Raw genomic sequence first — 13,142 nt, 5'->3', positions numbered from 1 at the left:
ATCTTATCTTCCAACTAAAACTTCTATCTAATTTCTCTATTATAAAAGATAATAATTTTCATTATCAACAATAACATGGATTTAAAAGGCATACTTTCTATTCAGAGAGCGTCCTCATTCCCGCATATAACGCTGCCTGCGATGGATTTGCACACTTTCTTAATTCGGGTGGCTTCTTTAACAATCTGATCGATTCCTTCATACTCCTGACTGGCATTAGTAACTACGGCTATGGAGACCGAGACCAGTGGAATTGGTCGATGAATTCCTGAACGACCTTCTCCCAAAACAAATTGGTTATCCAAATCTTCCTGATTGTAAAACGTTCTCTTAATTTTCTCGAATCCAGCGATGACCTCTTCACTTACCTGCCTGAAGTCATGATGGTTTAGTATTGCAATAAAATCATCACCACCAATATGTCCAAGAAAGGATTCAGGAAAAACAAAATACTGACGCAAAAGATTTGCCGTTGCCTGAATAAGCTGATCTCCCATTTTGAACCCATAGCTATCGTTATAGGATTTAAAATAATCCAAATCGATATATAGGACACTGAACTGTCCCAATTGAAGAGTTTGATAAAGCCGATCATCAATGATTCGGTTGCCTGGAAGCCCTGTTAACGGGTTCATAAAAATGGCCATTTCGGCCCGAACGTCTGCTACCGCAAGAAGTAAACGTCGAATGCTTACAGCTCCAACCAAACGGTTTTCTGAAGTAATCAGCACAAGGTCATATAATTCTTCTTCTGCACGATTCATCGCTTGAACACTTACATCGGTAATCAATTCCGAATAGTCAACAACCAGTGCACGAACATTGACCACGAGTTCAACCGGCCGACCCATATACAAATTATAGCCGTATTGCGTACCAATTTGCTGAAAGAAACGCGCTCGCATCATTAGTGACACCGTGTCTTCCCCAACAACAGCCAAACCTTCCAGATTGGGATTTGATTTAAAAATATGATAGACGATATCGCACTTTGTCCCAGCTGTCACGACAGGAATGGTCTCTGCTATTTCACCTATTTGCGTAAATATATCATTCTCCCCCTATGTTCATGGTCAACCTATGGTAAGCAATTTCTCTCCGTTACTAAACGATCTTAGAAGTAGCTAGTAGAGGACATTTTAGTTCAACATCAGGTCTTCCAATGGCATATCCCTGCCCATACTCGATACTTGCACTTCGAAGAAAATGGATTTCTTCTTCACGCTCGATTCCTTCAGCTATGATGTGTGTATCGGACTCCGCCGCATACTGTTTCAGAATGCGTACAATGTTCTGCTGATCCGACCGTGTATCCACATGATTAATTAGTGCCCTGTCCAGTTTAATAAAATCAGGTTTTAAACTGACAATGGCCTTAAGACTGCTGTATCCAGAGCCCGCATCATCAATGGCAATTCTAAAACCTTGTGATCGGTAGTTGGAAAGTATTCGTTCAAACTCCACATAATCCTGAACAGCCTGCTTTTCAGTTAACTCAAAAACAACTTGTTCAGGTGATAAACCGTAGCTATTCAGAAGCGTAATCGTTTCGCCGTTACGGTAGGTGGAGTCAGCTAAAACTTGAGGATGGATATTTAGAAAGATCACGGTATTGTTGGGATACTGTTCTTTTATCAGTGATGACTTGAATCGTTCAATTGAAATCTCACGGCAAAACCGTTCAAAGGCAAAAACTTGGTCCGTGTCACCGATAAACTCATAAAAAGATTCCGTATTGGGGAAAAGTGGGGATGCTGGCGGACGGTTGAGGATTTCGTAACCTAAACAATTTCCGTCCTGTAAATTTATAATCGGTTGAAAATACGTAGTAAGCATTTTATGACGGATGATTTGCTGTAATCCAGAGAACTGCTTGTAATGCAGAAGTGATTTTCGAAAGGATTTATGAAAATACCTGATAAGATAATACAAATCATGTTTGTATGTATTGGGTGAATCTGTGCTTTTCATTATAAATTCCATCCTTTATACCTATGATTGAGCTTGTCAGTGGTCACATCGTACCATTTTCCAACTCAAAAAGCGTAAACTGTAGGTAAAATGTGAATAATCTAGTCGGTTCAAAGAATGAATACACATCGTATTTTTGTTACATATAATTCCAATCTTTAAAAAAACAAAAAAATAATGCCACAATCTACAGGGCGCTAATCGACCCGTAAATCGCGGCATTTAGTATGCTGTTGCTTTCATAATTACCTAACTACTCCCGGTCCTTTCAAGACACCTTATGCTCAATTCTCAGCTTGTCGGCAACCATCGCGATAAACTCGGAGTTCGTCGGTTTCGACTTGCTGATGTTGATCGTGTAACCAAACAGGTGGCTGATGCTGTCGATGTTTCCACGTGTCCATGCCACTTCAATCGCATGCCGGATGGCACGTTCAACGCGGGACGGCGTCGTTTTGAATTTTTCGGCAATGGCAGGGTACAGCGTTTTGGTAATTGCACCCAAAATTTCGATATTGTTATATACCATAGTGATGGCTTCACGCAAATACTGATATCCTTTAATATGCGCAGGAACGCCGATTTCATGTATGATGGACGTGATGCTGGCATCCAAATTTTTGTGTTTGCCCATTGGCACCACATTGGATTTATTAGTCATAAACATGGATGAACCGCTGTTCGTGCTTGAAGAGACCGTTGTCTGGGATCCTACAAGCTGGCGAACCCGGTTAGCCAGTACTTCCATGTCAAAAGGTTTGAGGATGTAATAAGAAGCACCGAGCTGCACGGCACGCTGTGTGATGTTCTCTTGACCGAATGCCGTAAGCATGATCACTTTCGGTTGTGGATTCAGGTTCAGGTTGCGCAGACGCTCCAATACACCCAGCCCATCCAGATGAGGCATAATAATATCCAGAATCAATACATCCGGCACATCACGGCTTTGCTCCAACAACTGCAGTACTTCTTCCCCGTTGTAGGCAATCCCGGTAACTTCCATATCTTCCTGTTCGGATATATATTCGGCAAGCAAATTCGTAAATTCACGATTATCATCAGCCAGCAATACCTCAATTTTTTGCAAAACGGTATCCTCCTTTGGTTTAACCACTGTTTCGTACATTTCCTTACAGGTTAAATTTTCGACACAGGCGAGGAAATTCCTTCTGTCGAAAATTATTTTTCTTTATTTTTTTTTCGCATTACTATATAATAAATAATTTATTTCATTATGTGATAATTATCTTTTCCATTCGACAAAAAAATCTTAAGGCGGTTTACCCAGCCTTAAGATTTTTTGCTTTTTCCTTTTTGATCATAACGCCGGCATCCTGTAACATCCACTCGATGAAACACCCGTAACCTGATTTAGGGTCATTTACAAACACATGTGTAACAGCTCCAATAAGCTTGCCATTCTGAACGATTGGGCTGCCGCTCATTCCCTGAACGATCCCGCCTGTTTTATCAAGCAGCTTAGGATCTGTAATGCGAAGCACAAGACCTTTGGTTGCAGGCTCCGATTGATCGGCCACATGTACGATATCGATGGCGAAACGTTCAACCTGTTGACCATCGACAACAGTCAGGATTTCTGCCGGTCCTTCCTTCACTTCATGTGAGAAAGCGACAGGAATTCCTTTGGTGTATAAACTGTGATCGGGATTGTCGGACATCTTACCGAATATGCCAAAAGCCGTATTACGCTCAATATTGCCTAATATTTTGCTTTCTTTAAGAAAATGTGCACGTTTTTCACCCGGATCCCCGGATTCACTTTTGGATATAGACGTTACGTTTGACTGGACAATCTGTCCACTACCTACGACAATGGATGTTTGAGTATTCATATCCGTGATCACATGCCCCAAAGCTCCATACACGCCTTGGTCTGGTGCATAGAACGTTAGCGTGCCTACACCAGCTGCAGAATCACGAATGTACAACCCAAGCCTCCAGGCTTGATCTTCGGCATCATATGCTGGTGTGAGTCGTGTTTTAACCGTTTCCTTCCCACGTTGCAGCACGACATCGATCCCTTTTTTGCTTTTCCCCGCTTGCTCTACAGCTTCAGCAACGCCTGCAACGCCATCCAGACGTTTGCCATTCATATGGGTTATCAGATCCCCAAGTTTAATGCCTGCTGTTTCTCCTGGAGAGACTCTTTGGTCTCCTTCAGCACGGACCAAGTGATGACCTACAACCAAAATTCCAGCCGACTTTACTTTTACGCCAATGGTTTGACCCCCGGGTACAACTCGCAAATCCGGAATAACGTTCACATTAACCGTTTTGACCGGGATTTTGCCCCACAGCTTCAAGGTTAATTTCGCTTGCCCTGTCTGCTGAGGATGAAGATGCAATGGTTGCTGCTTCGTGACATGCACTGCTTGCTCCTGTCCATCCAAACCAACAATATCCGGTCGGTCTACAACGGCGCTGGAAGCAGCCGGTACAGCGAGTCGTACATCTGCTTGCCTGCCTGCAAATACCTGTAATTCGTCAGGTAAAGAGGCATAACTCTGCACAGGCTGAATGGCCTGGCTGATCACACATAGAAAGAAGGCAAATAAAAGACCTAGCAATTTCTTCCTGAGGGGGGAATTCAATGGCTGTCACACTCCCTTTGCTTCTTTCGCTTGACGAAAGGTGGTCGCCAATTGCGTACCTATAAGATAACCTTGCCCCCAGGCTTTTATTACTGTCAATCATTACGCCGGCCGCTCGTTTCCTCCTTTTTTGGCTTCCGCCAAATTCAGCATTTCCTGTGCATGATGCAGCGTTTTTTCTGTAATTTCAACACCGCCAAGCATACGTGCCAATTCCTTCACTCTGCCTTCGTTTGACAGCGATTCCACCTGCGTCATCGTACGCCCGTCCACGACATGTTTTTCGATAAGGTACTGGTGATCTGCCATACAGGCGACTTGTGGCAAGTGTGTAATCGAAAATACTTGGCAGGTAGAGGATAAACGGAACAGTTTCTCTGCAATGGATTGAGCCGCGCGTCCGCTTACCCCCGTGTCAACCTCGTCAAATATGAGGACGGGAATTCGGTCGTGACGTGCGAAAATGCTCTTCATGGCGAGCATCATTCTTGATAACTCACCACCTGATGCAATTTTACCTAATGGACGCAGCGGTTCGCCCGGATTCGGCGAGATGAGAAATTCCGCATTGTCCGCTCCCTGACGGCTCAGGCGAAGCCTGCGCCCGTTCCATTCAATCCCCTTCGGATCTTCTGATGGCGATATTTGCACACGCAGCGTTGTACGCTCCATTTGAAGATCCTTCAGTTCACTCTCCACCTGAGCAGCGAGTTCATCAGCACACTGCTTACGTACACGGCTCAGGTCCTCTGCAGAATCCATCACCAGAACCAGGAGCTTATCACGCTCTGCACGCAGTTTCTCCAGGCGCTCGTCCTTGTTTTCCAGCTGGTCTGTTTCATGGCTAATCTGTTCATAATAATTCAAAATAAGTTCAACACTGTCTCCGTACTTGCGTCTTAGACCAGAAATCAAGTTTAAGCGCTGCTCAACCTCCTCCAGTCGCCCAGGGTTGAACTCTATTTTTTCACGGTAATCCCTTAATTGAAATGTAGCATCCTCCAATTGATAAAAGGCCGACTGGAGCTGTTCCACGATAGGCTGTAGTCCTTTGCTATCGTAACCAGAGATATCTTCTATCCGAGAGAGGGCAATGCTTACTGCCTCGAGTCCACGCTGACCACTAAGCAGATCATATGCACCGACAACGCTGTCCATCATTTTCTCACTATGGGATAGTTTGACCCTTTCTTCACCGAGCAATTCATCTTCCCCACTTGTTAACCCGGCAGCAGCGATCTCCTCCAGTTGAAAACGATACATGTCCAGCAGCTGATAGGCACGCTGGCTCGACTCCTGAAGGGCACGCAGTTCTTTTTCAGCAGTAATGAACCGGCTGTATCTTTCCTGATATTCCGATTTTACTGGTCCAATGACAGCTGCTCCGTAGGTATCCAGTAACCCCAAATGGCTTTCTGCACGCAGCAAACTTTGATGCTCATGCTGACCATGAATATTAATCAGTTTTTCTCCCACTTCGCGCAGCATCGTCAGATTGACCAACTGACCATTGATGCGGGATGTGCTCTTACCCTGAGTATTGAGCTCCCGTCTAATAACGAGGTGTTCTTCAGGTTCACAATGAATCCCGAGCTTCTCCAGTGTTTCCCACACGGGATGACCCTGTTCCATCTCAAAAAGAGCTTCCATCTCCGCCTTCTCACAACCGTAACGGATCAGATCAGCCGAACTCCGACCACCTGCGATCAGACCAAGCGCATCAATAATGATTGATTTACCTGCACCTGTTTCCCCTGATAACACATGAAATCCCGCGTGAAATACTACATCCACTTCTTCTACAACAGCCAGATTACGAATCGATAATGTAACTAGCATCGGCCAAAGCACCTCCGGATGACAAACTCAGCAATTATGTTTAGATTCGGATATTAAGAAATGTAACCCATAATTCGATCGATAACCGTCACGCTATTATCTTCTGTACGGCAGATGATGAGAATCGTATCATCACCACAGATCGTACCCATAACTTCAGTCCATTCAATATTATCCAGCAAGGCCGCAATGGAGTTTGCCGTTCCTGGAAGACATTTCATTACTACCAAATTGTTGGTATGGTCAATATGAAGAAAGTTATCCACTAATGCCCGTTTCAACTTCTGGATTGGATTATAACGTTGGTCTGTTGGCAGTGAGTACTTATAACGCCCATCATCCATCGGAATTTTGATCAACAGCAGTTCCTTAATATCACGGGATACCGTGGCCTGTGTCACTTGGAAACCGGCTTGACGCAGCGCTTCAACCAGATCATCCTGGGTTTCTATTTCATTTTGACTAATAATTTCACGTATCTTAATGTGTCGTTGTCCTTTCATACATGCCTCCAGTTTAAATAGTTACCATTAATCTTCTAGCTCAGATCATCCCCATCATATACATCTTCCTCATAATCCATCAACCGGATGATCTTAATGCTTGATTCTTCCGTATCCACGTACAATATACCTTCACAACCTGGATACAACAATAAATAGTACAAAAAGCGATCACGTATGGCCGGACCTGTGAATTCCACTGGCTGTCTACGCCTTGACGTCTTGACCAAATATCTGATCTCATCACGCTCAGCAACATAATCAACGAACAAGCGACTATAAAAAACGGACTCGTTAACCTCAAAGGCGAGCGGTATCTTCATTTTGCCTCCGATAACTTCATACCCCTCTGCTTCAAGCAGATCAACAACTGGGGAATGTGGTATGTCGGAATTCAGCTGCATGCCTGACAAACTTACTGGTACCGGTCGATTCAGCCAATTTCGCAAACCGTAAAAGAGCCATATGATTAAAATGACAGCAAGCACACCAATAACGATTGTGTCGGATTGCCCATTCATCATTGTTCACCTCGAAGACTTATTCGAGGTCCGGCAGTCGATCTCCTGTTATTAGGATCACCTTTCCAGCGAAAAGAAACTCATCCTATGATGAGTTTCCCGTAAAAGTATGAGCGGCTTCCATAGCAACTTGATGGGCAAGTGCATTGAGTGAAGCCAGATCCTTCTCTTGTTGTGAGGCACCCGGTTCTTCCAGACGCCAATGAGCGAGAAATTCGATATTGCCTTCCCCACCCGTAATAGGCGAGAATGTTAAGCCCTGCAAATTTAGACCCAGTTCATTCGCAAAGTGAAGCATGGTTTCCAGTACTTCCTTGTGCACTTTTGGATCCCGAACAACACCAGACTTACCTACCTTCTCACGTCCTGCCTCAAATTGAGGCTTGATCAATGCTACAATATCTGCCGGCTGCTTCAGGAGAGCAAGCAAGGGAGGCAGAATAATGCGCAGCGATATGAAGGATACATCGATACTGGCAAAGTTCGGCTCAGGTCCGATTAAATCCTCAGGTGTCACATAACGAAAATTGGTTCTTTCCATCACGGTAACCCGGTCATCATTACGTAATGACCAGTCCAGCTGGTTGTATCCTACATCAATGGCATATACATGCGATGCACCGTGTTGTAATGCACAATCCGTAAATCCACCCGTTGACGAACCAATATCAAGCATGACCAGACCATTCATGTCAAGACCGAAGTGTTTAATCGCTTTTTCAAGCTTCAATCCACCCCGGCCCACATAAGGATGCACCGAGCCTTTAACCTTTAGTTCAGCTTCCCGTGGTATTTTCATGCCTGCCTTTTCAATTCGTTCATTGTTGGCATACACCAGTCCAGCCATGATCGCCGCTTTTGCCTTCTCACGACTTTCATAATAACCCTGCTCGACCAGCAGAACATCAATTCGTTCTTTCGGGAGTGACATGTCTTTCTCCTATCATATAGTTAATTCATTTATTTAGATGAAGCTTTTCTTTTATCTTTTATCAAGAAGGAAAGCGGGTTCTGGACATGCCGTAAGATGTTTGAGCTGCCAAACTGCGCAGGTGCACACATACGTTTTCCACCGTAAGCCCAACTTCAGCCCGTTGTTCATTAATGCTACCATGTTCAATGAAGCGATCCGGAATCCCCATAAGATCAACATGTACATCATGCAGACCCTGTTCGGCATAAAATTCAAGCACAGCGCTACCCATACTGCCTGCTTGAGAAGCTTCTTCAAGCACAATCAGTTTAGTACCACGAATCGCGAGATCACGGAGCATTTGTTCATCCAGCGGCTTGAGGAAACGTGCATTGATCACTCCAGCTGTAATGCCTTCTTTTTTCACGGTTTCAGCTGCTTCTTCAGCCACTTGAACCATGGAACCCGAAGCGATGATGGCATAGCCTTCAGATGGTCGCAGCTGTTCCCAAGTACCGATTGGAATCGGTACGAGCTGTTCATCCATTGAAACGCCTACCACATTGTTTCGAGGGTACCGGTAAGCAATAGGTCCTTCATTATAATCAAGTGCCGTTTTCATCATGTGACGCAGCTCATTCTCATCCTTCGGCATCATAAGTACGATGTTAGGGATATGTCTCATAAACGCCACATCATACACACCTTGATGTGTCTCACCATCAGGTCCAACAAATCCGGCACGGTCGATGGCAAAAATCACATTGGCATTATGACGGCAGATATCATGCACGATCTGATCATAGGCACGCTGCATAAACGTCGAATATACGGCAAAGACAGGCTTCAGGCCTTCCATGGCCAGTGCCGCACACATGGTTGCCGCATGCTGCTCAGCAATCCCTACATCAATCATACGGTTCGGGAATTCCTTGCTAAATGGAATAAGCCCCGATCCTGTCGGCATAGCAGGCGTTACGGCAACAATACGCTGATCTTCCTTCGCGAGTTCAACCAGTGTCTGCCCAAATATTTCGGTATACATTGGTTTACCTACTGCCTTGAGCACCTGACCAGATTCTATTTTGTACGGGGAGATACCATGCCATTTGTGTGAGTCCGCCTCAGCTGGCTGGTATCCTTTGCCCTTGGTTGTGAGCACATGAACGAGAACTGGTCCTTCCACGTTATCCGCTTGTTTGAACGTTTCAATTAATTTGGGAATATCATGTCCGTCGATGGGACCCAAATAAGTGAAGCCGAGTTCTTCAAACAAGACGCCCGGAACCATCATATATTTGACGCTATCCTTAATCCAGCTCGCCGATTTGGCCAAACGGTCTCCAATGGCAGGAATCTTTTTGAGCATTCCTTCCACATCATCCTTGGCTTTTAGATAATGGCGATCGGAACGGATTTTGCTTAGATATTTATGCATCGCCCCAACATTGGGTGCAATGGACATTTCATTATCATTGAGAATGACCATCAGTTTTTTCTGCTCATGACCAATGTGATTGAGTGCCTCGAAGGCCATACCACCTGTAAGGGCCCCATCACCAATCATGGCGATAACCTGATTATCTTCACCCTTCAGATCACGTGCAAGTGCCATACCCATGGCAGCAGATAAGGATGTACTGCTGTGTCCAGCCTCCCATACATCATGCTCGCTCTCATTACGCTTGACGAAACCGCACAATCCATTGTGCTGACGCAACGTATCAAAACGGTCCATGCGTCCAGTAAGAATTTTATGCACATACGCTTGATGCCCTACATCGTAAATCATTTTGTCTACCGGACTGTTATAACAGTAGTGCAGGGCTACCGTGAGCTCAACCACGCCTAAATTCGGTGCCAGATGCCCCCCCGTTACGGACAATTTCTCAATCAGAAATTGCCGAATCTCTGCGGATAATAGAACAAGATCATCCGGAGACATCGATTTTAGATCACTGGGTTGTTTAATTTGTGGAAGCAGCACGAGAATCTCCCCGCTTTCCTAGATTGTTTGATTAATTGGATAACGCTTTTTAAACTAAATCTTATTAAATATCATTAAATCATTATAACATAAAAGAACAGGAATCATAATTTACGGCTTCATACTCCAGATTGCGAGCTTTTTCGCCAGCAAGATAAATGGATTGGCCCATCATTATGTATCCGTTATGTCACACGCAATCATCGTGCAAAAAGCACATTAACATTATTACACCGATCTGAATCTTACGAAACAGCCCCATAAGAGTTTCATTTACATTTTACACTAATGATCTCTGCCCATTAAATAATCAGCAATCTCCATCAACCGCGATGAATCTGACAACTCAGCTCTCCCAAGGGCCTCTTTTGCTGATTGAGTCAAGGACTTCACCTGTTCCTGAGACGCTTCCATACCTATGAAAAATGGATAAGTCACCTTTTGCTGATTTACATCACTTTGGGTTTTTTTGCCCATTCTCTGCTCATCCCCAGTCAGGTCAAGGATATCGTCCTGAATCTGAAAAGCAAGACCAAGATCACGTCCGAATACACGCAGTGCGTCAAGCTGTCCTTCTGTTGCACCACCAATGCGGGCACCAGCCAGCAATGAGAACACGATCAAGTCACCGGTTTTGTGCAAATGAATATATTGCAGTTGTTCCAGATCCGTCATCCCCTGCTCACCTTCCATATCGGCCACCTGCCCACCAACCATGCCACGGGCACCAGCCAGTTCGGAAAGGTCCTCCACAATAGAAATCAAAGCTTCGGCAGGCACACCGTTTTTGCGACCTGCTTGCACCACACTGTAGAAAGCATGAGTCAACAAAGCATCCCCTGCAAGAATAGCTGTCGCTTCACCATAAACCTTGTGATTCGTTAATTTTCCCCGACGATAGTCATCGTTATCCATTGCAGGCAGGTCATCGTGGATAAGAGAATAGGTGTGTACCATTTCCACGGCGCAGGCTACCGGAAGCGCAGCTGCACGCTGTGCTCCGAGGGCTTCCGCCGCAGCGACGACCAGAAGAGGACGGAGGCGCTTGCCTCCAGCCATAAGTGAATACTGCATCGCATCACGCAGGGACTGAGGCACATCCCAGTGAACTGGGAGAATCTCTTTTAATGCTTCCGTAACCTGATCTGTTGTCTGTTGGAGATATTGTTCAAAGGAAAGACGACTACTCATTGCCTTCACCGCTCTCAACTTCCGAAGCTCCGAACGGCTTCTTCCGAAGTTCCCCATCTTCTTCTACGATCATTTCAATCTTGCGTTCCACTTGTTCCAGCTTGATTCCGCATAACTGTGAGAGTTTCATTCCTCGCTGAAACAGATCAATGGCCTGTTCTAATGGAACATCCCCATGTTCCAGCTGAGCTACGATATCTTCAAGTGCCGCCATTGCTTCTTCAAAATTCAGTTCCGGTTCATTCGCCATGGATGTTGTCATCCTCCTTCATTCCCCAAACCTGACAGTCCAGCTGTCCGTCTGTTAATTTAATCTTAATTGAATCTCCAGGCTGCACTTCCTTCAACGACTTGATCAGTCTTTGCTCCTGCTCGTCATACACCAGACTATATCCGCGAGACATGACTTTTAGCGGGCTTAGAGCATCGAGATGGCGCACGGAAGATTTCCATTGCTGCTGCTTCGATCTGACGATAGACCTCATCGCAAGTTCAAGCTGACGCCTCGCTGCAGCATTTTCTCGTTGAGCCGTATTCACCTGTTCGCGTGGATTAAACCGCTGCAGAGCAGCGCGAAGACGCTCCTGTTTCTCCGCGGTCCATTTCATTCTTGTGTCCACAGTCCTCAAAAGCCGCTGATGCAGCATGTCCAAACGCTCTGCGTGCTGCATTAATGTCCGTCTTGGGTGAACGAGCACCGGCGAACGCTGTAACCTTGCAAGTCGTTCACGGTTATGTACAGCCCGTTGACGTAGACTATGTTGGAGCTGACGCTGTCTTAGCGCAATCTGGTCAAGCAGCTCTGCACGATTTGGCACAGCCAGTTCAGCAGCTGCTGTTGGCGTTGCAGCCCGCAGGTCTGCAGCAAAGTCTGCGATGGTAAAATCGGTTTCGTGTCCGACCGCAGAGATCACAGGGATGTCTGAATCAACAATGGCTCTTGCGACCATCTCTTCATTAAATGCCCACAGTTCCTCCAGTGATCCCCCGCCTCGGCCTACAATCAGGACGTCCGCTTCACCAAGAAGATTCAGGTTGCGTATGGCTTTTACGATTGAAGGTGCAGCGCCTTTCCCCTGAACCAAAACAGGGTACAGAAGCACTTTCGCAGTAGGGTATCTACGCTGCAATGTAATCATGATATCCCGTACCGCAGCTCCCGTAGGAGACGTAACAACACCTATCGTTTTAGGATACCGCGGAATAGCACGTTTCCTGGACGAAGAGAAGAGCCCCTCATCCTCCAGCTTCTTTTTCAATTGCTCATAGGCCAAATAGAGGCTTCCAATACCGTCAGGCTGCATCTGGGTAGCGTAGAATTGGTATTGACCGTCCCGCTCATAAACCGATACATTACCACGAGCAATAACCCTTGCACCCTCCTTTGGCACAAAAGGCAATCGCTGATTATGGGACGCAAACATAATAGCCTTGATCCGGCTGTCCTTATCCTTCAATGTAAAATACATATGGCCGCTGGAGTGATGTGTAAAGTTGGAAATCTCCCCACGCAGCCAGACGTCCGACAGGACCTGATCGGATTCCAATTTCATCCGGATATACCGATTCAGGTCTTTGATGGAGTAGATCTGCCGCTCTGCCACA

12 protein-coding genes are annotated in these 13,142 nt (G+C 45.6%); all 12 read right to left on the bottom strand.

Annotation, left to right across the window (positions count from 1 at the left end; translation table 11 throughout):
* Positions 1 to 101: 101 nt before the first annotated feature.
* The 12 genes from MH144_RS13290 to xseA all read right to left on the bottom strand — a co-directional run bounded on the left by MH144_RS13290 (position 102) and on the right by xseA (position 13,141).
* Complete coding sequence (locus tag MH144_RS13290) at positions 102 to 1,007, bottom strand: diguanylate cyclase domain-containing protein (protein WP_239300457.1); 906 nt, start codon at positions 1,005 to 1,007, stop codon at positions 102 to 104.
* A gap of 97 nt (positions 1,008 to 1,104) precedes the next feature.
* Positions 1,105 to 1,971 carry an EAL domain-containing protein gene (locus MH144_RS13285; protein WP_239300455.1) on the bottom strand — a complete coding sequence of 289 codons (867 nt, stop codon included), beginning with the start codon at positions 1,969 to 1,971 and terminating at the stop codon, positions 1,105 to 1,107.
* Between the two features lie 268 nt (positions 1,972 to 2,239).
* Positions 2,240 to 3,058, bottom strand: a complete 819-nt coding sequence (gene spo0A / locus MH144_RS13280; RefSeq protein WP_095290453.1) for a sporulation transcription factor Spo0A — start codon at positions 3,056 to 3,058, stop codon at positions 2,240 to 2,242.
* A gap of 193 nt (positions 3,059 to 3,251) precedes the next feature.
* Entirely contained in the window at positions 3,252 to 4,583 is a 1,332-nt protein-coding gene (gene spoIVB / locus MH144_RS13275) for a SpoIVB peptidase (RefSeq protein WP_239300453.1), read from the bottom strand.
* A gap of 102 nt (positions 4,584 to 4,685) precedes the next feature.
* Positions 4,686 to 6,422, bottom strand: coding sequence for a DNA repair protein RecN (gene recN / locus MH144_RS13270; protein WP_239300450.1), 1,737 nt, complete (start codon positions 6,420 to 6,422; stop codon positions 4,686 to 4,688).
* 53 nt (positions 6,423 to 6,475) lie between these two features.
* Complete coding sequence (gene ahrC, locus MH144_RS13265) at positions 6,476 to 6,925, bottom strand: transcriptional regulator AhrC/ArgR (protein ID WP_095290448.1); 450 nt, start codon at positions 6,923 to 6,925, stop codon at positions 6,476 to 6,478.
* 35 nt (positions 6,926 to 6,960) lie between these two features.
* The gene (locus MH144_RS13260) at positions 6,961 to 7,446 is read right to left on the bottom strand and encodes a hypothetical protein (RefSeq protein WP_239300448.1); all 486 of its coding nucleotides are present in this window, start codon (positions 7,444 to 7,446) and stop codon (positions 6,961 to 6,963) included.
* An 85-nt stretch (positions 7,447 to 7,531) separates the two neighbouring features.
* Complete coding sequence (locus tag MH144_RS13255; RefSeq protein ID WP_239300446.1) at positions 7,532 to 8,377, bottom strand: TlyA family RNA methyltransferase; 846 nt, start codon at positions 8,375 to 8,377, stop codon at positions 7,532 to 7,534.
* Positions 8,378 to 8,438: 61 nt separating this feature from the next.
* The gene (dxs, locus tag MH144_RS13250) at positions 8,439 to 10,346 is read right to left on the bottom strand and encodes a 1-deoxy-D-xylulose-5-phosphate synthase (protein WP_239300444.1); all 1,908 of its coding nucleotides are present in this window, start codon (positions 10,344 to 10,346) and stop codon (positions 8,439 to 8,441) included.
* Between the two features lie 285 nt (positions 10,347 to 10,631).
* The gene (locus MH144_RS13245) at positions 10,632 to 11,537 is read right to left on the bottom strand and encodes a polyprenyl synthetase family protein (protein WP_239300442.1); all 906 of its coding nucleotides are present in this window, start codon (positions 11,535 to 11,537) and stop codon (positions 10,632 to 10,634) included.
* A complete protein-coding gene (gene xseB / locus MH144_RS13240) occupies positions 11,530 to 11,787 on the bottom strand; it encodes an exodeoxyribonuclease VII small subunit (RefSeq protein ID WP_095290439.1) in 258 nt (85 codons plus the stop codon). Before xseB ends, MH144_RS13245 begins: the two co-directional genes overlap by 8 nt.
* Positions 11,777 to 13,141 carry an exodeoxyribonuclease VII large subunit gene (xseA, locus tag MH144_RS13235; RefSeq protein WP_343226054.1) on the bottom strand — a complete coding sequence of 455 codons (1,365 nt, stop codon included), beginning with the start codon at positions 13,139 to 13,141 and terminating at the stop codon, positions 11,777 to 11,779. Before xseA ends, xseB begins: the two co-directional genes overlap by 11 nt.
* Position 13,142: the final 1 nt, after the last annotated feature.

Source organism: Paenibacillus sp. ACRRY, from assembly GCF_022346995.1.
GTDB lineage: Bacteria > Bacillota > Bacilli > Paenibacillales > Paenibacillaceae > Paenibacillus.
Note: the sequence above shows the minus strand (reverse complement) of the source record. Positions and strands in the feature narration are given on the sequence as shown.